Origin of the sequence: Streptococcus sp. 544 (genome assembly GCF_013277385.1) — a bacterium.
Lineage (GTDB): Bacteria > Bacillota > Bacilli > Lactobacillales > Streptococcaceae > Streptococcus > Streptococcus mitis_BA.
This window is the reverse complement of sequence record NZ_VMMU01000006.1, coordinates 361,536-387,894: the sequence shown is the minus strand read 5'-3', so window position 1 is coordinate 387,894 and position 26,359 is coordinate 361,536. Positions and strand designations below refer to the sequence as shown.

Genomic DNA, 26,359 nt, shown 5'->3' with positions numbered 1-26,359 from the left:
GTTTCTAATTAATTTTAACGGTTACATTTGCTTTTGAAACAATCTGGTGACCATGATAAATATCGTAGTCAATAATAGCTGATCGTCTCGTATGATGAATAATCCGTGCTTGAATGCGCAGTATATCATCTATCTGAACAGCCTGCAAAAAGTAGATCAGCATTTGCTCGATAATGAGATTGCGGCCACTATTCACAACCAAATCTTGGGTCATGTGAGTCAGTATCTCCGCCAATACACCGTTAGCTAAAACACCGTTTTTCTCAAGCATAAAGGGTTCCACTGTAATCACTACTTCATCATGGTGATAAGAAAGTTTTTGTCCAATCTGCTCAGAAAAAGTCGGTAGAGCCGAAACTTGGGAACGGCTCATCTTCTCCATGACATCTCGTCGTGTCACAACTCCAAGCAAGGTTTGATTATTCCGAACAACTGGTACCATTTCAAAGTCTTCAGCAATCATCCGTTGACTAACATTGGCAATATTTGTCGATAATCCAACTAAAAATAGACTACGCGACATAACCTTGTCAATTGTGGTACTTGGTGACTTATCGCCCGCATCTCTCATAGTTACAACTCCAACGACAACCTGATGTTGGTTAATAACTGGAAAACGACTGCTTCGATTCTTACGAACTAAGTCCAAATAATCTTTAACAGTGTCTGTCTCTCTCAGAAAACCATACTCATGACTTGGATGATAAAGCTTCTCAACAGTTAAAATATCCGTTTTGATTTGGACATTTGACAAGGCTTTATTGATCATGGTCGCGACAGTGAAAGTATCATGCTTGCTTCTCAGAACAGGAATCCCTTTTTGATTGGCCAGTTTAAGTACATCATCATGAACCTGAAATCCCCCTGTAACCAGAACGGCATTTTCATTTTCCAAGGCTAGCAACTGAATACGGGTTCGGTCTCCGACAATCAAGAGCCCCCCATCGTGAAGGTAGGACAGGATATTTTGTTCAGTCATGGCACCAATTGAAAACTTACTAAATTCTCTATCTAAACCTTCTTGCCCAGCCAGAACCTCAGAAGAAGTCACTTCTGCAATTTCAGCAAAAGTTAATCTTTCAATCGCAACTTTCTGGGATTTGACGCGGATTGTTCCACTTCTAGGACGGGTCTCCACAATTCCACGGTTTTCAGCTTCTTTAATGGCCCGATAGGCAGTTCCATCACTGACTCCCAGATGATTTGAAATACTACGAACACTGACCCTTTTACCTACTGGTAATTCTTCCAAATAGCTTAGAATTTCCTGATGCTTACTCATTGAATTCTCCTTTTACATACCGAAATTCAAGATAATCCCGCATTTTTCTTGTGTAACGATCACTTCCCTTAAACTGACGAAACAAACTAAATCCAGATTTAAGAGCAACCTTTTGACTAGCTTCATTTTCAAGGTGGGTAATGATGGATAATTGTTTTAAGTCAAATTCCTCAAAAGAAAGCTGACAAATTTTTCTAACAACCTCTGTCATAAATCCTTGAGACCAAGCATCTTTTCTCAAAAAATAGCCAAGCTCAGCTTCTTTTTTGATTTCATCTAACTTCTCAAATTTAATAGAACCAATCATTTGTTGATTTTTCTGGTCACAAATTGCCCATACTCCCAAAGGGGACTTCATAAAGTAATTGGCCAACGCATATTGACTCTCTTCCAGACTTGCCTGAGTTGGGAAAATAAATTGTAAATTTTCAGGATTTGAGGCTATCTCATGGAAGTCTTGACTATCACTAAAAAAGAAAGGACGCAAATACAAGCGATCCGTTTCAAAAAAAGAAAACATTGCTAATTTGGTCCAAATATTCATAAACACCTCTACGGTTTAATCCTCAACAAGTGTAATATCCGCTCCTAGATTACGTAATTTTTCGATAATATCAGAATAACCACGTAAGATAAACTCGATATTGGTAATTTCAGTTTGTCCCTCGGCCATCAAACCAGCAATAACCAAAGCTGCACCAGCTCTTAAGTCGGTCGCTTTAACACTGGCTCCACGCAAATTACGTCCACCCGTGTACAAAATATGACCATTTGTTGTCGAAATATCCGCATCCATCTTTGCTAGTTCAAAAACATGATTTACACGTTTTTCGTAAATCGTATCGACAATTGTACCACGACCATTCGCTCTTAGTAAAAGAGGGGTAAGCGGTTGTTGCAAATCAGTTGCAAAGCCTGGGTAAGGAGCTGTCTTAATATTGATTGCTTTCAAATTAGACTGCTCTTCGACAAAAATGCTGTCTTCAGATACAGTCATTCTCACTCCCATTTCTTCCAGCTTAGCAATAAATCCTTCTAGGTGTTCGTAAAGAACATTATTGATACGAATTCCTTTACCAACTGCAGCAGCTAAAGAAATATATGTTCCAGCTTCAATACGATCTGGAATCACCTGATGACGGGTTCCATGTAATCTTTCAACACCATCAATAATGATGATATTAGTTCCTGCCCCACGGATATGGGCACCCATATTATTCAAGAGAGTAGCTACATCAATAATCTCAGGTTCACGGGCTGCATTTTCAATAATAGTACGACCATTCGCTTTAACCGCAGCAATCATCGTATTGATCGTTGCCCCTACACTAACCGTATCCATGTAAATACTTGCACCATGAAGTCCTGTATCTTTAGCAGATAACTTCATGTTATCTCCCTCGTAGCTAACAGTGGCACCCATAGCTTCAAACGCCTTAAGGTGTAAGTCAATCGGACGAGGACCAAGATCACATCCTCCCGGTAGGCCAACTGTCGCTTCACCAAAACGGCCTAAGAGGCTCCCATAAAAATAGTAAGATGCACGAAGACTGTTAATTTTCCCATAAGGCATTGGAATATTTTGAACACCTCTTGGATCAATCTCCAAGACATCGTCATAACGTTTAACAGTAGCTCCCATCAATTCCATGATTTCGACAAGACTTGCTACATCCGAAATATCTGGAACGCAATCTAAAGTCACCACATCATCAGCCAAGATAATAGCCGGAATTAAGGCTACAACACTATTTTTAGCACCACTAATAGTGATTTCACCTTGTAGTGGTAATCCACCATTGATAACAATTTTTCTCATTCTAAGTTTTCAATACTCTTTCAAGATTTCTAATAAGGTCTTTAAAATAAATTATATCATAAATGCAACCTTTTTTCCATCCTTTTCAATTTTATTGGATAAATCAGAGTTGATGATTTAGTCACTGATACTCAATGAAAATCAAANNGTCACATATATACGGCAAGGCGATATTGACGTGATTTGAAGAGATTTTCGAAGAGTATAATCTTTCTCGAATCGCTATTGCCCCTTTTTTGCCCCCTGAAATCGAGTAGGAGCTAAGACTAACCCCCTTATCTAAGTATCGGAATACGGCTGTTCAACTAAACTTTAGAAAGAACTTCTCCCCCTTCTCTCAGTTCACAGAAGCGTTTTATACATAGCGTCCTATATTTCATGAACAAGACGTTTTCAGGCTAGCATCCTATCAGACAATCTATTTTAAAGATAACCGTGACTCAGGATCACCTCTATCTGTCGTTTTCTCTTTATAGTGATAGACCTCACGGGATAAGTCATACATCTTTCCTCGTGTATACAAGATATGAGGACGTTAAAAGGTTACAGTGAAAATAGAAAATCTTAGTCCGAATTCAATTACTCTCGTGCTTTATGTATATAGGTTACGACTACCTTTTTGGACTTTAGAGTTTTGAGCCCCCTTATCCACTATATACGCCTTACTATCACGTTCCTGTTCGTAGAGCCACGATTTCGCTATCCCTTCCCCTGACGATTCTTATTTCCAGCATCAGACTTAAAACGATCTATCCCCAGACCGTTTTAATCCGCTACCTCACGATAGTCAGGCTTGGGAATCGCTATTTGACTCGCCGAGAATTTTGACATCAGATATACTATAACAAAGTGAAATAAGAATCAAACAATTTAATTTTGAAATTCAAATCAATTGATAACAATATTTTAGAAGATATGCTGTGCTATTCCAGATTCAGTTTGCTATACATCCCGTCGTACCACAAAATCCCGTATCTGATGAGGCACGGGATTTTTTAGCTTCTTTACTGAGATGGATTGTCTTTTTTAGTTCGTGCCAATCTCAGAGCACGATTTGGATTGAGACGATTAAACAGTTCTTCCAATTTCTTTTCATTCCAAACGTCTGCAGCGGAAACAAAATTACCATCCGCATCTCGGAAAGATATCGGTTTATCTCCCATATCAGTCTCCTAGTCTACAAATTCAAACTCAAATTTACCAATGCGGACCAAATCCCCATCCTTAGCACCACGCGCACGAAGGGCTTCATCAACCCCCATACCACGAAGTTGGCGGGCAAATTTCATGACAGATTCATCACGATCAAAGTTGGTCATATTAAAGAGTTTCATGAGTTTTTCACCAGAAAGCACCCATGTTGCATCGTCATCACGACTAATTTCAAAGGCTTTTTCTTCCTCGTCAAATCCATAGTAAGCTTCTTCTTCCATATCTGACTCGTCGTAGAGCAAGAATTCTGGTGTCTTGTCTAACAATTCAGCTGTCGCATCCAAGAGCGTTGCCAAACCTTGCTTGGTCAATCCAGAAATCGGGAAGATAGCTGGTAACTCTTCAAATTCATCGTAGTTTTCAGCCAATTTCTTCTTGAATTCTTCAAGATTTTCCTGACTCTCAGGCATATCCATCTTATTGGCTACGATAATCTGTGGACGCTCCATGAGACGAAGATTGTATGACTCCAGCTCTTTATTGATAGCTAGGTAGTCCTCATAAGGATCACGGCCTTCGCTAGCTGACATATCAATGATATGGAGGATGACACGTGTACGCTCAATGTGGCGGAGGAACTGGGTTCCCAAACCAACACCTTGACTAGCCCCTTCAATCAAACCTGGTAAATCGGCTACTGCAAAAGATTCACCCGATTGGGTGCGAACCATACCTAAATTTGGTACAATTGTCGTAAAGTGGTAGGCTCCAATTTTAGGTTTAGCTGAGGTAATAACACTTAAAAGTGTTGATTTCCCAACAGATGGGAATCCTACTAAACCGACATCTGCCAAGATTTTTAGTTCCAATTGTAACTCACGTTCCTGACCTGGTTCTCCGTTTTCAGAGATTTCAGGTGCAGGATTTTTGGGTGTCGCAAAGCGGATGTTTCCACGTCCACCACGACCACCGTGGGCTACAATAAATTCTTGACCATGTTCAATCAAATCTTTCAAAACCTTGCCAGTCTCTGCATCACGAACAGTCGTACCTTGTGGAACACGAACTCTGAGATCCTCTGCACCACGACCATGCATCCCTTTGGTCATTCCTTTCTCACCAGAATCAGCCTTGAAATGGCGATTATAGCGGAAATCCATGAGGGTACGTAGACCTTCATCTACAACGAAGACGACATTGCCTCCACGACCACCATCACCACCCCAAGGACCACCATTAGGGACATATTTTTCACGGCGAAAGGCAACCATACCATCGCCACCATTACCAGCCTTGACCTTAATCTTGGCTGTATCTAAAAACATACTCATTATTTCTTCTCACTTTAAAAAAGGGCTGGGAAATCCCAGTCACTAAATTTTCTTGAATCTATTTTATAGATTACTGAGGGCACCAATTGCAGTTGCAAAAATTCCCAATAAACTTGCTACTAGCATGATAATCACGATAAACAAGGTTATTTTCTCAAACATCGTTTTTTTACGATTTCCATTATCTCCAAATGCCATTTTTCTCTCCTTCGTTACATTCTATTTTCTATTATCTTAGCATGAATTGAGCTAGTTTTCAATAGTCACTTGCTACTGGTGCGATAATCCATAAAATGATATAAGCTACAATTCCCGCTCCGTAACAGCAAGCAAGAACACCCCATATTACACGAACAATAGTCGGATCCATATCAAAATAATGGGCTACCCCAGCACAAACACCAGCAATTTTTTGATCACTACCACCTCTCATCAATTGTTTTTTCATAGCTATTCCTCTTTCTATTCTTCATGGTCTTTCCAATAATCTCTGATGCTGATTAACTGTGTTTTTGAAGCCTTCAGCATGCGTCTAGAGCCTTTTACCGGTACAGCGACTACCTTTTGCGGAAGATACAAAACTGTTTTAAAAATACGCTGACTGACCGTATCATCTTTTGCTAAATCTTTCTGGAAATTATTTGAAATAATAGCATCAAGATAAAACTCATGCACCCGTTTCCCAAAGTTCTCAGCCGAAATCTCGTACAATTTTTCTGATAAGGTATGCTCATTCATGTCTGGTGTTGCAATCAGGGCTTCTAAAATGGCTCCAGCCAAATCATACTCGCCGTAATACAAGGTACCAAACATTTTATCACTAATAAGATTGTCCAGATACGGATTTCCGTGAGCAATAACAGGCGTTCCACTAGCTAAGCTTTCCAAGTAGGTCAAACCCTGCGTTTCACTTGTCGATGCCGAGATGAAGAAATCTGCCGCCTTATAATAAAGAGCCGTCTCACTAGGAGCAATCATCCCTGTAAAGACAACAGAGTCTTGAATCTCTAGTTTCTGAGCTTGCTCTTTGAGATCATCCAGATAAGGACCATCCCCAGCTACCACCAGTTTAACCTTGTCTTCTTCTTTCAGAACTTCTGCAAAGGCTGCTAAAACTGCTTGAATATTTTTTTCATAGGAAATTCTGGAAAGACTAAGCAACATCTGTTCATCATCTTGAATCCCTAATTTACTACGCAGTTCTTTCAAATTTTCCTGCTTGATTTCCGGACGCTCAAACTTGGCTAATTCAATCCCAGTTGGAATGACGCGTTTTTCAACCTTGACCTTATAGTCAGATAGCAAATCACGGACAATCTCACTCGGGCAAATAACCCCATCCACATCGTGCAGGAAACCTCTGACCAGATACTTGACCATACTAGGACGAATCAACATCCCCTTGGCAATATAATGCACATAGTCTTCGTACTGGGTGTGATAGGTATGGATGACTGGAATTTTCAATTCACGCGCAATCCAAATCCCCAACAAGCCAAGAGAAAATTCTGTCTGAGTGTGGATAATATCTAGCTGATATTGTTTAGCAATTTCAAGTGCCTTACTGAATCCTCGATAGGCAAAGCGGCGATCCTTAAAAGCAAAGAAGGGAACACTTGGAATGCGGATAATTTGCCAATCTTCATAGCGATTGACATCCTTATCTGTCGTCGTAAAGATAAAAACAGCATGTCCCTGTTTTTCAAGTTCTGTTTTCAAGGTTCGAATACTGGTCGCAACACCTGAAACCTGAGGAAAATAGGTATCTGTAAATAAACCAATTCGCATAGATTACCTCACTTTTTATTTTCTCCCTAAAGCGGCTTGTTTATCATAAAAATCCAACCAGATTTGTAACAGATGCTCTTCAGAATACTCTCTGGAAATATTCTTAGCCTTTTCTTTGAGATTTTTTAAGGCGGCAGGATTTGCTTGATATTCCAAAATAGCTTCTTTCATCTCTTCTCTATCTGCTGTCGCCCGATAATTTCCCTCCAAAATCACCTTATAAAGATCCAAATCACGTAGCATAATAGGAGCTTCACAACTAGCAGCCTCTAAAATCGTCATCGGAAAGAGTTCATTGTAACTAGGCAACAAGAAAAGATCCGCCAAGGCATACAATTCACGCATTCGCTCTGGCGACACAATGCCTGGAAAAATCAAATTTTTAGGGGGATTCTCCATGATTTTCTTGTAGCGCTCATAACCATCTGTCATGCCACCAAAAGAGAAACCACCTGCCCAGATAAAGGTAATTTGCGGCAATTCCTCAGCCAGACGGATAAAGTCATCAATCCCTTTGCGTTTCTGAACTTGACCAGCACCTACTACGATAAACTGATTGTCACTAAGACCTAGCTCTGTTCGCAGTCTCACTACCTCTTCTGGTGGAAGGGGATGCCATTTTTCCTTGTTGACAAAGTTAGGGATATAGGTCACTTTCTCACGTGGAATACCAGCTGCCACCAAATCCTCGATAAACATCGGATTGACCACAACCAAGTGCTCCATCCGGTTGTAAAAAGAAAATACATAGCGTTTCACAATCCCCTTTAAGAAAAATGGAATTTTCAAACTCCCCTCAAGTGTATCAGGCAAGAAATGCACATAGCCAATTTTCCTTCCTGAGCGTTTCTTTTGAAATGTTGATAAATAATAGGGAAAATCAATGGTATGAAAGTGAGTCACATCTGCCTCGATTGGAAGATTTTCTGTAACAATCAATTGTTCCTTGGCATCACGATGAAGAAGACGAACTAATTCACGGTAGGCACCTGAAACTCCTTGTCCTGCTACTTTCTCACTTGAACTCAACATATTGATGCGTAATTTCTTTTTTTCCATAACTACTATTATATCATTTTCTTTGAATAAAATCAGCAAAAGAAAGGAGAGACTAGAGGAAAAGAAGGAGAAATTTCCTCACTTTTCCAACGGTCTCTCACATGCTTTTATATGTTTACTTAATGCCTAGGGCAATGCGGGCATAGCGACTCATTTTTTCAACTGTCCAGGCTGGATACCAGACTAATTTAACCTCAGTATCCGTTACTTCTGGAACCTCTGTCATGGCATCATAAATCTGATCCGTCAAAAGGTCTGCTAGGGGACAACCCATGGTTGTCAAAGTCATATCAATCTCTGCTTGCCCTGTGTCGCCGTCAAAACGAATCTCATAAATCAAACCAAGATTGACAATATCGATTCCCAACTCAGGGTCGATGACTTCTTCTAAGGCTGATAAAATTCGTGTTTTGATGTTTTCAATTTGCTCTTCTGTATAAGCCATATTTTCCTCACTCTTAGTCTTCAATAAAATCACGAAGCGGTTTGCTGCGACTTGGTTGGCGTAGTTTTCTCAAAGCCTTTGCTTCAATCTGACGGATACGCTCGCGAGTCACGTTAAAGACTTTACCCACATCTTCAAGGGTACGCATTTTTCCATCATCTAGCCCGAAACGGAGACGTAGAACATTTTCTTCACGGTCTGTAAGAGTATCCAAGACCTCATCCAACTGCTCACGCAAGACGATACGAGTTGTGTAGTCCACTGGATTTTCAATCACTTCATCTTCGATAAAGTCCCCAAGGTGGCTATCATCCTCTTCACCGATTGGAGTTTCAAGAGATACTGGTTCTTGGGCAATCTTCAAGATTTCACGAACCTTATCAGGTGTCATATCCATACGTTCAGCAATCTGTTCTGGTGTTGGATCTTGACCTAATTCTTGAAGGAGATTACGCTGTTCACGAACCAGTTTGTTAATCGTTTCAACCATGTGGACTGGGATACGGATGGTACGAGCTTGATCCGCAATAGCACGAGTGATAGCCTGACGGATCCACCAAGTTGCGTAAGTTGAGAACTTGAATCCTTTAGAATAATCAAACTTGTCAACCGCCTTCATCAAGCCCATGTTCCCTTCTTGAATCAAGTCAAGGAACTGCATACCACGGCCGACATAGCGTTTGGCAATAGAAACAACCAAACGAAGGTTGGCTTCCGCAAGACGTTGTTTGGCTTCAATATCACCAGCTTCAACAGCCAGTGCCAATTCTTTTTCCTCTTCATTGGTCAAGAGAGGTACGACTCCAATTTCTTTCAAGTACATACGGACAGGGTCATTGACCTTAGCCGAAGTTGACCCAATCAAATCCTCATCGCTGAGTTCTGGTTCTTCTTCATTACTAAGAACACGCGCACTTGGATTTCCTTCGTTATCTGTGATCGAAATTCCTGCATCCTGAATTCGTTGCAAGAGATCTTCAATCCCATCAGCGTCCAAGGTAAAAGGAATGACAAGACTAGCATTGATTTCATCATCTGTTGCTGTCCCTTTTTGCTTATGATTACGGATAAATTCTGCTACTTGTACGTCAAATGTTGTTACTTCTTTTTGTTTTGTTGCCATTATTACTCCATTCTTCTCTTTTGGGAAATTAAACGTTCCAATTCTTCTAGGGCTGTATCTGTATCTCCTACATGGCTAGCTTCCTGCACCTTCTTTTTGATTCTCATATTGTCCTGATTCAAGAGAGCCTTGTTTCGAGTCATTTCTACTTCACTTAGTTCCTGCGGTGACATCTCAGCAGGTAAATCCTGAGCTAAAACTTGGTACCAAGCTCTTTCAACTTCCTCTGTCTGTTCTGCTAAAACTTCTGGAGGAAGATTGCCATACTGACCAAGCAAGTCATATAAGACCTGAAATTCAGGTGTATCAAATGCAAAGTCTTCTCGCAAGCGGTAATCGTTCAAAACAAGAGGAGATTCCATCATTCGATAAAGTAGATGGGCTTCTGCCCTCATAATAGCCGATAACTGCTTGGTGACAGGCATAGTGATTGGCATCGGTCTGGAAATTCCTTCCATGCGATTCTGCCTTTGTGCCTGACGACTCTCATTAACAATCTGCTCAATCTGAGCATAATCAAAGGACGCCAGACTGTCAGCTAAAATATGAATATAGCTGTTTTGAGCAGTGATAGACTTTTCTTGAACAATCAAAGGAGCTATTTTTTCAATAAACTCAATCTGAGCCTGTAGATTTTCACTATTTTCAGGCTTGTACTGGTGAATGTAAAACTCAATCGGACTAATACGAGTTTTCGTTAATAGATAGGCCAAGTCTTCTGGTCCATTTTTTTGTAGATATTCATCAGGATCCAAGTTATCAGGCATGCTGACGATTTGCACAGGCATACCACCAATTTCATCCAATGCTTTCAAAGTCGCGGCTTGCCCAGCCTTATCGCCATCGTAAACAAGGACTAACTTCTTGGTTAACCTTTTCAGATGCTCAACATGCTCTCGACTCAAGGCCGTTCCCATGGACGCCACAGCATTTTCGATTCCAGCCCGATAGGCTGCAATGACATCCATGAATCCTTCCATGAGGTAAATCTCACTGGCTTTACCAGAAGATTTTTTTGCCCTATCCATATGATATAATTCGTAACTTTTGTTAAAAATTGCAGTCGATCGGCTATTTTTATACTTAGAAGTTTGTGAATCCGTTTTCTGCCAGATACGACCTGAGTAGGCAATAACCTTTCCCTGATCATTGGTCAGGGGAAACATAATGCGATTGTGAAAGGTGTCTACAAATTGATTGGCATCTGAGAGGTAAAATAGTCCCGAATCCAAGAAATCCTCTTCACGATACTGACCAGCCAAACGTTGATAGAGATAGTTTCGTTCTGGAGGTGCTAAACCAATCCGAAAATGCTTGAGCACTTCATCTGTCAAACCACGCTGATAAAGGTAGTTTCTGGCCTCCTCCCCCATGGTCGTTGTCATGAGAATAGCATGATAAAATTTGGCAGCATCTTCGTGCATATCATAAAGAGCTTGGTGGGGTGAAGCTGGCTTCTGTTCACTATAAAGCGGTTTTTCCACCTCTATACCGACACGCTGACCTAAGATTTGGACAGCCTCCATAAAGGGAACCCCTTGGTACTCCTCAATGAATTTAAAGACATCACCTGAGCGACCACAACCAAAACAGTGGTAAAACTGCTTGTCCTCTACAACGTTGAAAGAAGGTGTTTTTTCACCATGAAAAGGACAGAGCCCTAGATAGTTCCGTCCTGCCTTTTGTAAAGAAATCACATCTCCTATGACTTCCACAATGTTGGCATTGTTTTTGATTTCTTCAATGACTTGTTTGTCAACCATACACAATACCTCCATGTTATCATAGTTTACTTTATATAGTATACTTTATTTCAGAAAAAAAGTAAACCATTTCACTCATTTTCCCTACTTTATTCAAAGAGTTGATAATAATCAGAGATTTTCATTTTTGCTTTATCTTCTTGTTTCAAATCTTGGATAATTCGTCCTTCTTTCATGACAATTAAACGATTGCCATATTTGAGAGCATCTTCCATATGGTGGGTAATCATAAGCGCTGTCAGCTGGTCTTTCTTGACAAATTCATCCGTCAATTCCATGAGGGAAACACTGGTCTTTGGATCAAGAGCTGCAGTATGCTCGTCTAGCAAGAGTAATTCAGGTCGCTTCAAGGTTGCCATCAAGAGACTCAAGGCCTGTCTTTGTCCACCTGATAAGAACTCAATCGGTGTATTCAAGTGTTTCTCAAGACCGTTTCCCACTTTTTCAATAGTTGTCTGAAATTCATCCTTGTAGCTAGCCAGACGTCTCGGAAATAGTCCACGCTTTTCACCACGAAACTTGGCAATCAAGAGATTCTCTGCCACTGTCATACGAGGAGCTGTCCCCATCTTTGGATCTTGGAAGACACGAGACAGATACTTAGCGCGCTTTTCTGGTGAAAACTTGGTAACATCCTCACCTAAAATACGGATAGTTCCACTGGTTAGTGATAAGGTTCCTGCAATAGTGTTAAAGAGGGTTGATTTACCAGCACCATTTCCACCCAAAATCGTGATAAAATCCTGTTCAAAAATTTCTAAGGAAACATCATTTAAAATAATCTTTTCTTCATCAAAGCCATTTTTAACGACTTTGGTTGCATTTTTTAATTCTACAATGGCTGTCATTTGCTTAACTTGGCTCCTTTCAAGATTGTTTGCTTAAATGTTGGAATCATGAGGCAGACTGCTAAAATCACTGCACTATATAGACGAAGGTAACTTGTATTAAAGCCAAATGCGATAACTGCCCACACTAAGAATTGATAAGAAATAGAACCTACAACGATGGTAACCAAACGTTCTGCCAAGCTCAAACTCTTAAAAATAACTTCCCCAATAATCAAACTTGCAAGCCCCACAACGATAACCCCGATTCCTCGAGACACATCAGCATAACCTTCTTGCTGTGCAATGAGAGCGCCTGCAAGAGCAATCACACCATTTGATAAGACCAAGCCCATAAGCTCCATGCGCCCAGTATGAATCCCGAAACTTCTAGCCATATCAGGATTGTCACCTGTAGCAATATAGGCTTGTCCGAGTTTGGTGTCTAAGAAAAAGAGCATGAGAGCAATAACAATACTCACAAAGATGAGACCTGTCAAGAGTTGATTCAAATCCGAATCAAAAGGTAGAACATCCTGAATTTGCTTGGTTCCAAGCAGGCCTAAATTGGCACGTCCCATAATCAAGAGCATGATTGAGTGACAGGAAGTCATCACCAAAATCCCTGATAGCAAGGTTGGAATCTTCCCTTTTGTATAAAGAAGTCCTGCTACCATTCCAGCCAAACACCCTGCTCCTACAGCAAGCAGTGTCGCTAAAAAAGGGTTCACGCCTTTAGTTATCAAAGTGACAGCAACAGCTCCCCCAAGAGGAAAGGAACCTTCTGTCGTCATATCTGGAAAGTTCAAAATCCTAAATGTCATAAAGATCCCCAGACCTAAAATAGCCCAGACAAATCCTTGAGAAATAATGGAAACAATCATATTTTATTTAATCCTTTCTATATTCATCTTTTTAAAAAATGGGAAGAGTCTCCTCCTCCCTACCTTATTTATTCGATGACTTGCCCTGCTTCTTTTAGAACAGAATCAGGAATCGTAATACCTAGTTCTTGTGCTATTTTTTTATTGATGACTGACTTACCAGTTGAAAAGACATTGACTGGGGTATCAGCTGGTTTTGCACCTTTCAGAACTTGGGCAATCATTTTTCCAGTTGCCACACCAAGGTCATGTTGATCAACTACAACTGATGCCAAACCACCTACTTCTACCATAGCTGTCGCACTTGGATAAATCGGTTTCTTAGAACTTTGATTGCTAGAGACAACCGTTGGAAATCCTGATGCAATGGTGTTATCAATTGGAACCCAAATAGCATCTACCTTGCTAGTCATAACAGTGACAGTTGAGGCAATTTCATTTGTTGAAGGAACTGCAAATGTTTCCACTGTCAGACCTGCTTTTTCAGCATAAGCCTTAAATTCTTCGACCTGTGTTTTTGAATTGTCTTCGCTACTTGAGTAAAGAGCTCCGATTGTTTTCACATTCGGTGTCAGAGCTTTGATGAGTTCAACTTGTTGTTGAGCTGGATTGTGGTCAGATACCCCTGTAACGTTGCCACCTGGTCTTTTCAAATCTTTAACCAAGTTAGCACCAATTGGGTCTGTAATAGCGGCCATGATAACAGGTAGGTCTTTTGTGGCACTAGCCAAACCTTGGGCTGCTGGTGTTGCGATACCAACCACAAGGTCATTCCCATTTGCAACCAATTGTTTACTCATTGTCGCAACCTTACTTTGGTCACCTTCTGAGTTCATAAAATCGATTTTAACTTGATCATCTTTATATCCTTCTTCTGCAAGTCCATCTTGGATCCCTTTATAAATCAAGTCAAGGGATGGATGGCTCACAAATTGAAGCACACCAATCTTGGCTATTTTCTTCTCATCCTTATTATTCTGAGCTTCTGATTTATTCATTGAAGAATAAATTAAGCTTCCTGCTACTAAGACTGCTAATGCAGCGATAATTCCAATTAAACGTTTATTTTTCATTCTATTTCCCCTTTTATTCCTTTAAAATACTTCACTTATCTAATACTCTTCGAAAATCTCTTCAAACCACGTCAGCGTCGCCTTACCGTAGATATATGATACTGACTCTGTCAGTTCTATCCACAACCTCAAAACAGTGTTTTGAGCAGCTTGCGGCTAGCTTCCTAGTTTGCTTTTTGATTTTCATTGAGTATAAACAAGCGACGCCATCGTTTTCTTTCCATACTAACCTCCATCAAAAAAGTCCTCACACAAAAAACTTGTGTGAGGACGTCGATGCGCGGTACCACCTCAATTATAGGGAATTTCCCTATCGCTCTGTCTCGCAATAACGAGATGCACTGTAAGGTGTGCTCACCGAATTTTTATGATTTCAAATTCTAAATAACATTCAGCCCAATTTTCATCATCATCACTTATCTGTTTTCAGCTACCACAGACTCTCTAAAAAGTTTATTATGATTACTTTTCTGAATGTTTAAATTATATCATTTTTCAACTACTTGTCAAGACTCTTTTAGCATTTTTTTGAAAGATTCAAAAACTTCCCCTATAGAAAAGAGGAAGTTTGATAGGTATCAACCTGAATTACGCAATCCTGTCGCAATTCCGTTGATGGTGATATGAATCAATCGTTCTTGATCACTGGACAATTCTCCACGACGTTGGCGTTTAATCAACTCTAACTGAATATAGTTGAGAATATTAAAGTAAGGCATACGGTAATCCAGACTAGCTTTTAGATATGGATTGTCAGCTAAGAGTTCGTCATGTCCTTCAATAGCCAAGATAACGTTCTTAGTAACTTGCCATTCATTTAAAATAGTCTCATAGATGGCCTTAACTTGCTCGTCTTCACAAAGTTTAGCATATTCAAAAGCAATATTCATATTTGATTTTGACAAAACCATATCAACATTTGAAAGAAGCGATTGGAAGAAAGGCCAATTTTGGTACATATCTCGTAAAATAGCAATATTATCTGGATTTTTATCGATAAATTCCTTGAAGCTTGAACCAACCCCGTACCATCCAGGGAACATAACACGACTTTGTGACCATGAGAATACCCAAGGGATGGCACGCAAACCACCGATTTCAGTAATCGTCTTACGAGCGGCTGGACGAGAACCGATATTAAAACTTGAAATAGCCTTGATTGGACTTGACTCAAAGAAATAGTCATAGAAATGCTCATTACCAAAGACCAAATCACGGTAGATATCGTAACTACGGTCCACTACTTGATCCATAATAGCTTCATAACGATTTGAGGTATTGGTATCGCTCTTCTTCTGCGTAATCATACGGTTAATGGCTGCAGATACTAGCATTTCAAGGTTATAGTAAGCGGCGTCTTTGTTACCGTATTTATTGCCAATTACTTCACCCTGCTCCGTCAAGCGGATACGATCCTTGATAGACTTGAGCGGTTGAGATGTGATGGCTTCATAGGTTGGCCCACCACCACGACCGACAGTCCCACCACGGCCATGGAAGAAGGTAACCTTAACGCCAAATTCATCTCCAATAGCAGTCAATTGTTGTTGAGCCTTGTAAAGGGTCCAACATGATGACAAGTAACCGCCATCTTTGTTACTGTCAGAGTAGCCAAGCATGATTTCTTGGTAGTTATTACGTGAAGCAATCCATTTTTTGGCAAGGCTAAGAGAAAGATATTGTCTCATTGTTTCCTCTGAATGATCCAAGTCTTCAATTGTTTCAAAAAGGGGAACAATCTGAACACGCGCCCTTTCCGTATCCACCAGTCCTACTTCTTTTAATAGAATAGCTAATTCTAGCATATCAGAAAGGCTGGTTGCATGTGAAATGATGGTCTGACGGATGACATCATCTCCCAACTTATCTTTCAAAACACGAGCCGTCTTAAAAATAGCTAGTTCTTTTGCTAATAATTCTGATTTCTCTGCGTGAGTCGCAGAAAGAATTCGGGGATCTTCTTCTAACTCTTTCAAGAGAAGGTCACATTTTTCTTCTTCGCTCAACTCGCTATATCGAGAATGAATTCCTGCTGATTTCAAGAGTTCTGCCACACAGGCTTCATAGACGCTAGAGTCTTGTCGCATATCAATTGATGCTAGGTAAAAACCAAATATCTCTACTGCCTGCAATAATTCCACAAAATCACCTGAAATCAAGGACTCGCCCTTATTTTCTAGTAGAGAATCTCGAATGGCAATCAAATCCTTGTAGAAATCATTGGCGGTTTCATAACGAGTCCCAACTTCCTTATCCTCAATCAGATAGGTTTTAGTTGCCTGGATTTTTGATTGAATATCAAACAAGGCACGACGGTAAAGCTCTTTTTCGCGGTAAATCGAATTATCCTTAGACTGACGAGCCATTTCTCTGACTTGCTTACTTACATTGACAATACTAGTTGAAAGAGAAAATTCACGATAAAGTTGGTAAATCTTTTCATCATAATAGTTCATGATGACTTCACACTGAGTGAGTGCAGACTGCTTCAAGGTCTCTGCTGTAACAAAGGGATTCCCATCACGGTCTCCACCAATCCACATTCCCATCGTGATCGGTTTAGCCTGTTTTAAATTCAGCCCATGGGCTTGCGCTAAGCGCTTATACTCCGTCGTCAAGTGAGGTACAGCTTTCAAAAAGGAGCTGTTGTAATATTCCATAGCATTCGTGATTTCGTTAGTCACTTTTAATTTTTTCTCACGAATCATGTCTGTCTGCATGATAATTTCGATATAACGGCGCAAATCATTGTGCCATTTTTCTTTATTGATCAACCCCAACTTAACATCACGGTATTTACGCAAAAGACTATGAATATGATTTGTTAAATCCAACATACTTTTGCGTTGCACTTGTGTTGGATGGGCTGTCAAAACAGGGACAACATTCAAGTGTTCTAGGATCTCAACGGCATTTTCTTTTTCAGCAACCATTTTGATCGTTGTAGATAATTTACCTAAATAGTCCTGATCAATATTATTTTGATGATTGATTTCATAAGCTAAATCCACATCCTCTGAAATATTAATCAAAAGAGGTAAGATTGAAAAATAGCGTGAAATATAGACCATTTCATCATTTGATAAGCTAGTCACTAGACGGTTTAGACCTTGATAATCTTCCTGCGTTGATAATTCTTTCAACTGCATGATTTTTTCAAAGGTCTCTGGGGCAAGCATGTTTTTAGTGATATCTTCCAGCAATTCTGTTAGAATCAATACTTCTTCTTGCACAACACTTTTATTACTATAATTTTCTAATTTTTGAAGAGACATAGACTATCCTTTCTTTATTCTACTTCACAGAAGGTTCATTGGTTGATTTTCCAATTCTCGGTACAACTTAGCGCGTTTTTCACTGGCATCAATATTTAAGACAAAGGCTACTGCCACTGATAAGACTAGAAGACTATTTCCACCCTGGGATAAGAAGGGGAAAGTCACTCCTGTAGATGGAATCAAGCCCGAAATCCCTCCGATATTGACAAATACCTGAACCAACATCATCCCTCCGACACCGAGTGCAACCATAGCATTGAAAGGATTCTCCGCTCGGATACCGACCAAGATAATCCGCAAAATCATGAAAAACAAGAGAGCTAAAATAAGACTGGCACCAACAAAGCCAAATTCTTCAATCACGATAGAAAAGACAAAGTCTGTATGAGCTTCTGGTAAATAACCTCGTTTTTCAATCGAATTCCCAAGACCTAGACCAAACCAACCGCCATTGACCATGGCAAAATAAGAATTAGATAACTGGTGACCCGCATCCGCACGATCGGCAAAAGGATTAAAAAAGGCACTAAAGCGCTTGGCCACATAGCCAAATACTGGAATTTTTGAAAAGGTCTCAACACCGATTAGGCTGATAGTGGTCAAGACAAAGACAGAAGCGGCAGATACGAGCGCCAGAATGGTTGAAAACCAGCGATAAGCGATTCCACTAACTGTATACATAATCAAGGAAACCAAGACTAAAATAGTCGCATTTCCTAAATCAGGGAAAATTCCCAAACTTCCAATCAGAACCAGGAGAACGAATCGCCAATCATTAAAAGCACGGGGAAGCCATTGATTTTGAGTCAAAACTTGAAAATCATAAATAGCTATTTCTTCTTGCTGTTTGGAGAATCGGTGAGCCAAATACCAAATAATAATGATTTTTAAGTACTCAGCTGGCTGAATAGTTACTCCTGCAACCGAAATCCAACCGTATGCCCCATTTACGGAAATACCAATAAAACGAGCCAAGAACAATAAAAGCATTTCTATCAATATAACTAAAATGATTAGTCGCTCATTTCTCAAAAAATCTAGTCTCAATTTATAAATTAAGGCAATCAGTATCAAACTAACAATCCAAAAGATTCCTTGGTTTCGAACCAATTGCAAGGCGCTCTTGCCTTCTTCGATTAAAATAGCGCTGGTGGTCGAATAGACCACAATCAAGCCCAAAATAGATAAAAGCAAGTAAGGAATCAAGATGGAATAATTTAATAAGTGCCTCTTACTAATCTTCATAGTATCACCACTCTACTAGGATACAGATAAATCTGTTCCAAATTCCGTTTTATTTTCTAGTTTTGATTGCTATTATACCATTTTTTCAGAAAGAAAAAAACTCTTACCTTACAATCCTTCGAATTTTACTGTTTTTACAGAATTAAGGCAGAATTTGAAATCGTAAAACCATTTTGAATAAGAGTTGCTTCAATCCATTGACTCCGACTAATTATGTTGCTTTCGTGAATGCCAAAATCAGCCGAAATTTGTTCATAAGTGCGCTATTCTCGCATGTATTGAATAGTTACCTTGAGGAGATCGTCTAGGCTTAATTTGGATTTTCGTCCACCTTTTGCGCGTTTACGTTGATAAGCTGTTTTTAACACAGATAACATCTCTTCAAAAGTCGTGCGCTGAACACCTACAAGGCTCTTGAAACGGATATCGCTTAATTGTTTACTTGCTTCATCATCCATAGTTTTATTGTCTTGTATTTTTGTTTCGCAGAAAGTCTATTATCCCTTTCGTTCCAAGGTTTTTACGCTTTTTCAAGCAATCCTACACACTCCACGTGTGGTGCTAGCAAACTTCTATATTATAGAACGAAAGTATGTAAAAGTGATTTTGGAATAATACTATAGAACGGAACTATTAAAATTTATTTAGTAAGGAAATCCCCTAACTCACTGACCAATCCTTGCTTTATAGAACAGAAATCAATACTCTGAACTTTCGTCTCACGTAATGTAATTTTTTCTGCAGTAGTATAAAAATCTAATTCATCTTGAGTGAAGAAATCTAGTGCATCATATCGACGTATAGGTATAAGTTTTTCATTATAATAAACCAGCATTTTAATCGGATTGACTCGTAATACCTCAGCCACTCCAGAATCCGCAGTTGCGAAATAATGGAGATAAATCACATCTGAATTTTCAATACAATTGAATAAAGTACTTTGTTCCAATAGTCTTATATGAAAAATATCCCATGCTGTATTATGTATTTTATCAATTAACTTCTTAGCCCCTAGCTGTAACTTTTTAAATATTTCTTGAACAGCACTATCATTTTTCAAAAAAAGTATTAATAAAGTCATTTCCAATTCTAAAAATACGCATAAATCCTCAAAACAATAGCGTTTAAACTCAGCTACTTTAGCTTTTGTAGAAAGATTTTTTGTATTTTTCAAAACGAATGCTTTCAATATATAGCAACATACTGCCTCATACTGTTGTATCACCTCATCATTGCTTAGGTAGTTTTCTGCATCTTCCCAGATTTCTTTCATCCAAATATATTTATCTGGTTTTAGAGTCTGAGGCACATTAGATTGAAATACTTCAAAATTAGTGCTATCAAAATAAACATAACTTTCAATCATTTTGGCTAATAATTCACGATTTATTGGGGTGGTATATCTTTCCATTAAAGCATTTGAAATATTATTTGTTAGACGCAACGATTTAATTTCGTGTAAAAATTTAATTAAATTCTCCTTATCTGGGACATTTCTTCCTCTATATAAATCATGTATGTAGGTAAAAATGTTTAAGTCATAATTGATAATTCTGGCAACGGGTAAGAAATTATCCTTAGCATTCACAGTATTTTTATCAATAACCCAAATTTTTTGGTAATCTCCCAAACCAATCAGATTAAACTTTCCATAGCTAAATGATTTGCCTATATTACCAAAATTTGACTTTTCTTCATCAAATAGAAAAACTCTACACTCATGAAGGTTCCATCTATTGAAAACTTCTATTTTCTGTATGGTCGTTTCACACTTAACTAGCTCCTGAATAAAAGGATATATTTCAAGCATAGGTGTTTAACCTCCAAAAATATTTAGTTGTCTTGTTCATAACGAATAACTTCTTCCCAATAATCATACTCATCACAAATATACAACATTGCATTAAATAACTTCAAAAACTCTTGTTCTTCGATTTCTTTCTCCCACCGACCATGACTAATCATATGTCGATTTGGTTCATCAAGTGTAAATCTATTAGTATCTTTGAAGAAACTATACAGCCAGTGCATCAGTCCTACATCGCTAAACGACTTATCAATAAATATATTATCAATTTCTTTAATCGCTCGGTGACCTACTGGTATTTTTTTCTCTAATGAAGTCATTTCTGAAATTCTATTTAGTGCACCATCAATTGCCAAACTTCCCAGAGTGTATGCTGCATAAAAGTTTCGATTAAAGTAGCAATCAACCATTGATCTTACAAGAGGAGCTGAATAACACGCTGAATTTTGTAAGTCAATAATAAAATCCTCATTTTTTAGTTTATCCCTAAGCAGCTCTAACCATTCGTCCTCCAAGGTATTCCATTCCTCAGCAAGTAAACGTTGATAAACATTTCTATCACGAAAATAAATAACCCATCCATTTTCTGCCAGCAGTTGAACTCGAGAAATAATCTGCTCAATTTCTTCTTGTGTGTAAATCGAAGGCAGTGACTTTAAAAGTTCATTAATGCCACTAAAAGTCTTTGAATAATCAATTTGATAGCTAGCAATTAAATTTTTAGCAGACTCTGCAATGTTTTGAATTGCTTGCAAGTGTGTGCTTGACAACATCTTATTGTACGAATCAATCACTTCTAACATAACATTAATAACGCTTTTGTCCACTTGAATTGATGAAGGCAGACTTAGTAAAGAAGTTGTCAAATTAGTAATATTCACTAATTTAGCTGAACTTAATACATTTGAAGTTGCAGTTAATTCTGAAATAATGTTAGCATTTACAGTTGCTTGAAAGCTACTAAAGGTATCAGCCAAAACAGAAATAGGTGTAGTATTTTGTCCCAATTTTATCTTTTCAGAGAGGTTTGTTGAGCTGTCTATGGGAATTTTTTTAGAGTCTATTTCAACTTTCTTCACTTTAATACTATCAATCATTTTGTCCCCCAAAAACAGCTTATTCATATTGTTTATTATACCACTAAAACTATAAAAAGACCTTAGCCATTAAGAAGTTCAACTTGAACAACCACTTTGATACAAATTGTTCCTGAACAATAAAAATTTTGTTTTCAAAAAATCTTACTATTTTAATTTATAGAAATAACAAGCAGTGATAGTGACTAAACATAGTGCAAGAAAACTTCTAAATTATAGAACGAAAGTATATACTATCTTGTATTAAAGACCTATTTATAATAAATGTGTAAAATGATTTATTATTAGTTTAGTTAATCATTTACTCTAATAACACTACACTCTGTGAAAAACTAAAAACACAAATTTACCAGTAGTACCTTTTCTCACTTAGATATTGTTCTTTTTCTTCTCTAGAATTTTCATGATTTCTGATTCCTAATAATTCATCTGATGAAGAAACTATTGGGTCGATCCAGTCAGCCTTGGATCTAATCCAATCAATTTCCTCTTTACTAAGTTTCCCTACTATCTCCAGTTTATCAGCCATCAGTCTTAAATCATTTGCTGTTTGAAAATCTTCTAGCATATTCAGAAGAGACATTGTCCGCTTCTTCTCTTCTTCGATTCTATTTTGTAATTTTCTTTTTCGCTCTTGCTCCTCTTCGTATAGTCTTGCTTTCTCTTCACGTTCAAGGCGTAAGTTCTTAACTTTATAATGCTCTTGGTAAATTAAAACAATTATTTCTGGGATTGATTGTTCAAGTGTGAATTCTTTAGTATCTTTAATGTATTTACCCATCTATTATCTTAAATCGGAATTTTCCATTTGGTATATAGTCATACTTCTTTATTCTTGGTTTAAAAGCATATCCATTAAACTTAACGCTATCATTGTACTCTGCTAGTTCTTTAGCTTCTTCTTTTGTTAATTCATGACTTACTTTGTCTGTTGATTCTATAACTTCAAAACGAACAATATCCTTATCAATTTGAATATCCCAATTTGAAGTTACATTATCACCAATTCTTTCAATTACAGTAACTAGTGTATCTAAAAAGCGATATAAACGTGGAAGAGAATTGAGTGAAATATTTTTTACAAATTTAGGTTCTTTTAAATCATTATATCTGTGCCTAGAATCAAAGTAGAGATAGGAAGCAGCTGTTTCCCTCTTATTCCACTCTGCGATTTTATCTCTTAGATTAGCTACAGATTTATGTAATCTCTTATTTGGAGCCTGGTTTAGGTTTAAAACTGCTTCAATAATACGTTCTATTTTATCGTCCTCTATAAATGATAATGAACTTCTTATACTAGTTGTATCAAGTTTAACAGTATCTTCGTTTTTATCCTCCGTACTATCTTCTTTATGTTTACTAGGTTTTATTCTATTGTTCTTTAGACTTTTTCTATCAATATGAACCTCATTTACGTCATTTTGTGGTAATGGAATAATAAGTTCACTTAAATCTTGTCCAGTATTCTTACGATACCAATAACTACCATTTGGAATTGGGATTTCAAATTCTTTGCATTTCTTGAGTAAGTCTGAATAGCTTAAATCATATTTCAATGAAACTTGTTTTGCACTTATTTCCCAGATTACTTCATAGAGTTCTTCTCTAGAAAAGGTCTTTATCATCTTCATTTGAAACACCTTTACCTTTATATTTCACATCACCATTTTTATATTTACCAAGCGAAAACGCAAATTCAAAAACTTCTAATTCTTCACTTCTGCATTTTCGCTTAATATAAAAAGTAAATCTTGTTTTAAACCGTTAAATTCCTCTATAATTTTATCTAAACTAGTTTCAATATTTTCAACACGGATCTCAGATAGCTTACCGTGATTGTATGAAATCATTCTTTCAGCAATAATATGATATGACCAACTCTCAGTGAAACGTCTGTCTCTTTCTTCGTTATGAATAGCAAAACCAATTGGAAGAAGATTATTTCTAAGACCTATCGCAACTGCTTGTGAACTTATACCTAAATAATCACCAGCAATTTTTAATGTGATTTTATTTAATTTTCTAATATCTTCATCGGTATATTTCGGCATGTTAGTACTCCTTTGTTATAATTGCAAATGCAATATTATCTAATTTAAAATATCTTGATGGGCTACTTCTAGTTGTTTTCGCTACCAATCAAATTAATAAGTTCCACATCTTAAAATATGTAATATAAGTCTACTACTATTTATCTCAATAAGTTGGTATAATATATTTCAGGAGGTAGAAAACTTGAATACACTTTTTATTATTGGAAATGGGTTTGATATGGCCTATAAATTAAACACAGGATACAATGATTTTAGAAAGTTCATAATAGACACTTGTAAAGAATTTGGTAGTAAATTTGACTTTAATAATGCTATTAATAGAATTGAACTTGAAGGTTTTCAAAATTTAACTATCCCTGAAGTCGATGAAGACAGCAAAAAATCATTTAAAGATGGCGGATATTATGGGTCTAACTATCATGAAGGTAATCTAGAAGCTTATGAATTCTTTTTCACTCTAACCGAATATGCAAATCATGATAAAAATGTCGATAATATTACATGGAATGAATTTGAAAAAAACTTTCTAAGATACCTTTCAAACAAATTCTAAAGGATAAAAACATCTGTTTAACAAAATTAAATGATTTAGTTTGTGTATATAAATTATGTCAAAATGCTGCCTTCTTTGATTGGATAAACTCAAAAATACAGAATCCTGAAAAAATCAAAATTAGAAGCAAACTCATTGATTCGTATTCAAAGGCTGCTTTTTATTTGGTCTTTAATTGCACTACTGTTTTAGAAAGAAAATATAGATTTTTTTAATAGCCTATTCACTTTGGAAGAAGTCTATGATTTCGGTCTAAATATTGTACCATCTGACATACCTGATATTCCGTATTTGAAAGAGATTATTAAACATACTGATTCAAATACAAAATTTTATGTCAACGACTATTATCTTACTGAGCAAAATAAGAACGACATACAGAACAACCTAAAAAATTGGGGATATAATGGTGTGGTTCAATTTATTAATATGATGTAAAATTTAAGACTCTAAAGGCAAAAAATATCGATTGTTTCCATACTTCCTGCTTTCCTAATCAACTTTCAAATATATAGCGTTTTCATTATTTTCTTAATCTATTATATCATTATTCAAAACAAAAAACTGCAACTTACTCGTTGCAGATACACAGATTTAATTCTGTTCTTTTTAGAAACTTATATTTTCATTTTCAGGCATAGTAAAGACATCGTTTTTTTCAAAATAAGGTTTTACCATTTCTTTCCATCTAGCTTTATGAAAGTTGATTGAGTTTAAAGGAGATAGGCCATAATTTCCCAATGCATAACCATCATTTACTTCAACAACAAGTGTTCTGCCATCACTAGTAACACCAATATCTAGTCCATAAGCTATTGGCGCATCTTTCCAACATGATATGGCTTTATCAATTACACTAGGATCAAATTGTGCATGATAATCACCTGTATAGGGTCGAACATCTAATACGCTACCATCTAAAACAAAACAACGCCATTCTGCTATGAATTCTGCAACCTCACTAATCCATATAGGATAGTCAAAAGGTAGACCAATACCTATCAAATCACGGGTTCCGTTAACAACTCTTCCAGTAAAGACTTTTGAACCAGCTTTAGGCTTAATAAATTTTCCCCAATTATCAGGTATATTTACAATCTCTCCTAAAACACCTTCATAAATCTTTCGACCATAAAAGTCTTTAAGCTCAATAGGATAGTCATAAACCGGAACATTTAACCCCATCATTTTTAGCAATGCTCTAGTCTCCATTATATAATCTACAACTATATCTTCACTTGTTAACTGTTCTATTTCAGAAAAAGATTGATATAAAATAATTTCTTCTCCTTGTAAGTAGGCACCTACTTGAGCATTGTATTTATTAATTGAAACTTCACTTGGTAGTTTGCTTTGTCTAATATAAACAACCATTTTATCACTCCTGCTTCACTAGTGTTGCACCTGTTTGTAAAAAAATAATAGCATTTTTGCTGTTATTTTTTTGAGTAAATAGCTCCCATAATATCATCGAAATAATCAACAGTATTTAGGAGTAATTCTATAACCTGGGACTTTGTTAGTCGCATTCCTCTTCTATCTCTAGCATCTTCTACTAAATTTTCAAGTTTCTCTAGATTTTTATCATCCAAGCTAATCATTATTCTATTTTTATCGGTTGCCATTTTCTTCACCTCTAGTTAATTCTATCATAGGTGTAACACTTGTGTCAACTCGCTTTTATAATACATTAGTTTAAAAGTGGAGAGAATTTTTAACACAGTAACTTTAAATCTTTAGTATTAAAAAATTTTCACAGTATTTATAGAAATAAAATCT

25 protein-coding genes, 1 pseudogene and 1 other annotated feature are annotated in these 26,359 nt (G+C 37.4%); of the genes and pseudogenes, 1 reads left to right on the top strand and 25 read right to left on the bottom strand.

Annotated features, from left to right (window positions below; translation table 11 throughout):
* Window positions 1-4: 4 nt before the first annotated feature.
* The 23 genes and pseudogenes from spxR to HT728_RS04490 all read right to left on the bottom strand — a co-directional run bounded on the left by spxR (window position 5) and on the right by HT728_RS04490 (window position 24,024).
* Window positions 5-1,282, bottom strand: coding sequence for a CBS-HotDog domain-containing transcription factor SpxR (gene spxR / locus HT728_RS04595; protein ID WP_173234034.1), 1,278 nt, complete (start codon window positions 1,280-1,282; stop codon window positions 5-7).
* On the bottom strand, window positions 1,275-1,826 hold the full coding sequence (locus HT728_RS04590; protein WP_173234134.1) for a GNAT family N-acetyltransferase: 552 nt from the start codon (window positions 1,824-1,826) through the stop codon (window positions 1,275-1,277). Before HT728_RS04590 ends, spxR begins: the two co-directional genes overlap by 8 nt.
* 15 nt (window positions 1,827-1,841) lie before the next feature.
* Window positions 1,842-3,101: a UDP-N-acetylglucosamine 1-carboxyvinyltransferase gene (locus tag HT728_RS04585; RefSeq protein WP_173234031.1), complete on the bottom strand. Its 1,260-nt coding sequence runs from the start codon at window positions 3,099-3,101 to the stop codon at window positions 1,842-1,844.
* Window positions 3,102-4,105: 1,004 nt separating this feature from the next.
* Entirely contained in the window at window positions 4,106-4,264 is a 159-nt protein-coding gene (locus tag HT728_RS04580) for a hypothetical protein (protein WP_007284777.1), read from the bottom strand.
* A 9-nt stretch (window positions 4,265-4,273) separates the two neighbouring features.
* Complete coding sequence (gene obgE, locus HT728_RS04575) at window positions 4,274-5,584, bottom strand: GTPase ObgE (RefSeq protein WP_173234029.1); 1,311 nt, start codon at window positions 5,582-5,584, stop codon at window positions 4,274-4,276.
* A 63-nt stretch (window positions 5,585-5,647) separates the two neighbouring features.
* The gene (locus HT728_RS04570) at window positions 5,648-5,782 is read right to left on the bottom strand and encodes a DUF4044 domain-containing protein (protein ID WP_000863859.1); all 135 of its coding nucleotides are present in this window, start codon (window positions 5,780-5,782) and stop codon (window positions 5,648-5,650) included.
* A gap of 58 nt (window positions 5,783-5,840) precedes the next feature.
* Entirely contained in the window at window positions 5,841-6,017 is a 177-nt protein-coding gene (locus tag HT728_RS04565; protein ID WP_173234132.1) for a PspC domain-containing protein, read from the bottom strand.
* A 29-nt stretch (window positions 6,018-6,046) separates the two neighbouring features.
* Entirely contained in the window at window positions 6,047-7,372 is a 1,326-nt protein-coding gene (locus HT728_RS04560; RefSeq protein WP_173234027.1) for a glycosyltransferase family 4 protein, read from the bottom strand.
* 15 nt (window positions 7,373-7,387) lie between these two features.
* The gene (gene cpoA, locus HT728_RS04555; protein WP_173234026.1) at window positions 7,388-8,431 is read right to left on the bottom strand and encodes an alpha-galactosylglucosyldiacylglycerol synthase; all 1,044 of its coding nucleotides are present in this window, start codon (window positions 8,429-8,431) and stop codon (window positions 7,388-7,390) included.
* Between the two features lie 115 nt (window positions 8,432-8,546).
* Window positions 8,547-8,876 carry a metal-sulfur cluster assembly factor gene (locus HT728_RS04550; protein WP_173234024.1) on the bottom strand — a complete coding sequence of 110 codons (330 nt, stop codon included), beginning with the start codon at window positions 8,874-8,876 and terminating at the stop codon, window positions 8,547-8,549.
* A gap of 13 nt (window positions 8,877-8,889) precedes the next feature.
* Window positions 8,890-9,999 carry an RNA polymerase sigma factor RpoD gene (gene rpoD / locus HT728_RS04545; RefSeq protein WP_000201900.1) on the bottom strand — a complete coding sequence of 370 codons (1,110 nt, stop codon included), beginning with the start codon at window positions 9,997-9,999 and terminating at the stop codon, window positions 8,890-8,892.
* 2 nt (window positions 10,000-10,001) lie between these two features.
* The gene (gene dnaG / locus HT728_RS04540; protein ID WP_173234022.1) at window positions 10,002-11,762 is read right to left on the bottom strand and encodes a DNA primase; all 1,761 of its coding nucleotides are present in this window, start codon (window positions 11,760-11,762) and stop codon (window positions 10,002-10,004) included.
* An 89-nt stretch (window positions 11,763-11,851) separates the two neighbouring features.
* Entirely contained in the window at window positions 11,852-12,610 is a 759-nt protein-coding gene (locus tag HT728_RS04535) for an ABC transporter ATP-binding protein (RefSeq protein WP_173234020.1), read from the bottom strand.
* Window positions 12,607-13,473, bottom strand: a complete 867-nt coding sequence (locus tag HT728_RS04530; RefSeq protein ID WP_173234018.1) for an ABC transporter permease — start codon at window positions 13,471-13,473, stop codon at window positions 12,607-12,609. The genes HT728_RS04535 and HT728_RS04530 overlap by 4 nt, the downstream gene beginning before the upstream one ends.
* Window positions 13,474-13,541: 68 nt before the next feature.
* Window positions 13,542-14,546 (bottom strand): tryptophan ABC transporter substrate-binding protein, encoded by a 1,005-nt coding sequence (gene trpX, locus HT728_RS04525; protein ID WP_173234016.1) that lies wholly within the window; start codon window positions 14,544-14,546, stop codon window positions 13,542-13,544.
* 263 nt (window positions 14,547-14,809) lie between these two features.
* Window positions 14,810-15,028: a binding site (T-box leader), on the bottom strand.
* Window positions 15,029-15,124: 96 nt separating this feature from the next.
* A complete protein-coding gene (ppc, locus tag HT728_RS04520) occupies window positions 15,125-17,821 on the bottom strand; it encodes a phosphoenolpyruvate carboxylase (RefSeq protein WP_173234014.1) in 2,697 nt (898 codons plus the stop codon).
* 24 nt (window positions 17,822-17,845) lie between these two features.
* Entirely contained in the window at window positions 17,846-19,069 is a 1,224-nt protein-coding gene (locus HT728_RS04515) for an FtsW/RodA/SpoVE family cell cycle protein (protein ID WP_050242906.1), read from the bottom strand.
* Between the two features lie 143 nt (window positions 19,070-19,212).
* Window positions 19,213-19,527, bottom strand: a pseudogene (locus HT728_RS04510) (transposase family protein); the annotation flags it as partial.
* Between the two features lie 182 nt (window positions 19,528-19,709).
* Complete coding sequence (locus HT728_RS04505; protein ID WP_173218370.1) at window positions 19,710-20,879, bottom strand: hypothetical protein; 1,170 nt, start codon at window positions 20,877-20,879, stop codon at window positions 19,710-19,712.
* A 23-nt stretch (window positions 20,880-20,902) separates the two neighbouring features.
* The gene (locus HT728_RS04500) at window positions 20,903-21,973 is read right to left on the bottom strand and encodes a hypothetical protein (RefSeq protein WP_173218368.1); all 1,071 of its coding nucleotides are present in this window, start codon (window positions 21,971-21,973) and stop codon (window positions 20,903-20,905) included.
* Between the two features lie 346 nt (window positions 21,974-22,319).
* Window positions 22,320-22,754, bottom strand: a complete 435-nt coding sequence (locus tag HT728_RS10615; protein WP_240147173.1) for a hypothetical protein — start codon at window positions 22,752-22,754, stop codon at window positions 22,320-22,322.
* Entirely contained in the window at window positions 22,747-23,604 is an 858-nt protein-coding gene (locus tag HT728_RS04495) for a hypothetical protein (RefSeq protein WP_240147172.1), read from the bottom strand. Before HT728_RS04495 ends, HT728_RS10615 begins: the two co-directional genes overlap by 8 nt.
* A 75-nt stretch (window positions 23,605-23,679) precedes the next feature.
* Complete coding sequence (locus tag HT728_RS04490) at window positions 23,680-24,024, bottom strand: hypothetical protein (RefSeq protein ID WP_001127479.1); 345 nt, start codon at window positions 24,022-24,024, stop codon at window positions 23,680-23,682.
* 184 nt (window positions 24,025-24,208) lie between these two features.
* Here HT728_RS04490 and HT728_RS04485 point away from each other — a divergent pair, with 184 nt between their 5' ends.
* Window positions 24,209-24,580 carry an AbiH family protein gene (locus HT728_RS04485; protein WP_173218366.1) on the top strand — a complete coding sequence of 124 codons (372 nt, stop codon included), beginning with the start codon at window positions 24,209-24,211 and terminating at the stop codon, window positions 24,578-24,580.
* 609 nt (window positions 24,581-25,189) lie between these two features.
* On the opposite strand, the gene HT728_RS04480 is transcribed toward HT728_RS04485, so the two are convergent.
* Window positions 25,190-25,954 (bottom strand): ATP-grasp domain-containing protein, encoded by a 765-nt coding sequence (locus HT728_RS04480; protein ID WP_050252851.1) that lies wholly within the window; start codon window positions 25,952-25,954, stop codon window positions 25,190-25,192.
* Window positions 25,955-26,016: 62 nt separating this feature from the next.
* Window positions 26,017-26,205, bottom strand: coding sequence for a hypothetical protein (locus HT728_RS04475; RefSeq protein WP_000179769.1), 189 nt, complete (start codon window positions 26,203-26,205; stop codon window positions 26,017-26,019).
* Window positions 26,206-26,359 lie beyond the last annotated feature (154 nt).

Bases quoted from the DNA above. Each gene is read 5' to 3' on its own strand.
- spxR (WP_173234034.1), bottom strand. From the start codon at position 1,282: ATGAGTAAGCATCAGGAAATTCTAAGCTATTTGGAAGAATTACCAGTA.
- HT728_RS04590 (WP_173234134.1), bottom strand. From the start codon at position 1,826: ATGAATATTTGGACCAAATTAGCAATGTTTTCTTTTTTTGAAACGGAT.
- HT728_RS04585 (WP_173234031.1), bottom strand. From the start codon at position 3,101: ATGAGAAAAATTGTTATCAATGGTGGATTACCACTACAAGGTGAAATC.
- HT728_RS04580 (WP_007284777.1), bottom strand. From the start codon at position 4,264: ATGGGAGATAAACCGATATCTTTCCGAGATGCGGATGGTAATTTTGTT.
- obgE (WP_173234029.1), bottom strand. From the start codon at position 5,584: ATGAGTATGTTTTTAGATACAGCCAAGATTAAGGTCAAGGCTGGTAAT.
- HT728_RS04570 (WP_000863859.1), bottom strand. From the start codon at position 5,782: ATGGCATTTGGAGATAATGGAAATCGTAAAAAAACGATGTTTGAGAAA.
- HT728_RS04565 (WP_173234132.1), bottom strand. From the start codon at position 6,017: ATGAGAGGTGGTAGTGATCAAAAAATTGCTGGTGTTTGTGCTGGGGTA.
- HT728_RS04560 (WP_173234027.1), bottom strand. From the start codon at position 7,372: ATGCGAATTGGTTTATTTACAGATACCTATTTTCCTCAGGTTTCAGGT.
- cpoA (WP_173234026.1), bottom strand. From the start codon at position 8,431: ATGGAAAAAAAGAAATTACGCATCAATATGTTGAGTTCAAGTGAGAAA.
- HT728_RS04550 (WP_173234024.1), bottom strand. From the start codon at position 8,876: ATGGCTTATACAGAAGAGCAAATTGAAAACATCAAAACACGAATTTTA.
- rpoD (WP_000201900.1), bottom strand. From the start codon at position 9,999: ATGGCAACAAAACAAAAAGAAGTAACAACATTTGACGTACAAGTAGCA.
- dnaG (WP_173234022.1), bottom strand. From the start codon at position 11,762: ATGGTTGACAAACAAGTCATTGAAGAAATCAAAAACAATGCCAACATT.
- HT728_RS04535 (WP_173234020.1), bottom strand. From the start codon at position 12,610: ATGACAGCCATTGTAGAATTAAAAAATGCAACCAAAGTCGTTAAAAAT.
- HT728_RS04530 (WP_173234018.1), bottom strand. From the start codon at position 13,473: ATGATTGTTTCCATTATTTCTCAAGGATTTGTCTGGGCTATTTTAGGT.
- trpX (WP_173234016.1), bottom strand. From the start codon at position 14,546: ATGAAAAATAAACGTTTAATTGGAATTATCGCTGCATTAGCAGTCTTA.
- ppc (WP_173234014.1), bottom strand. From the start codon at position 17,821: ATGTCTCTTCAAAAATTAGAAAATTATAGTAATAAAAGTGTTGTGCAA.
- HT728_RS04515 (WP_050242906.1), bottom strand. From the start codon at position 19,069: ATGAAGATTAGTAAGAGGCACTTATTAAATTATTCCATCTTGATTCCT.
- HT728_RS04505 (WP_173218370.1), bottom strand. From the start codon at position 20,879: ATGCTTGAAATATATCCTTTTATTCAGGAGCTAGTTAAGTGTGAAACG.
- HT728_RS04500 (WP_173218368.1), bottom strand. From the start codon at position 21,973: ATGATTGATAGTATTAAAGTGAAGAAAGTTGAAATAGACTCTAAAAAA.
- HT728_RS10615 (WP_240147173.1), bottom strand. From the start codon at position 22,754: ATGGGTAAATACATTAAAGATACTAAAGAATTCACACTTGAACAATCA.
- HT728_RS04495 (WP_240147172.1), bottom strand. From the start codon at position 23,604: ATGAAGATGATAAAGACCTTTTCTAGAGAAGAACTCTATGAAGTAATC.
- HT728_RS04490 (WP_001127479.1), bottom strand. From the start codon at position 24,024: ATGCCGAAATATACCGATGAAGATATTAGAAAATTAAATAAAATCACA.
- HT728_RS04480 (WP_050252851.1), bottom strand. From the start codon at position 25,954: ATGGTTGTTTATATTAGACAAAGCAAACTACCAAGTGAAGTTTCAATT.
- HT728_RS04475 (WP_000179769.1), bottom strand. From the start codon at position 26,205: ATGGCAACCGATAAAAATAGAATAATGATTAGCTTGGATGATAAAAAT.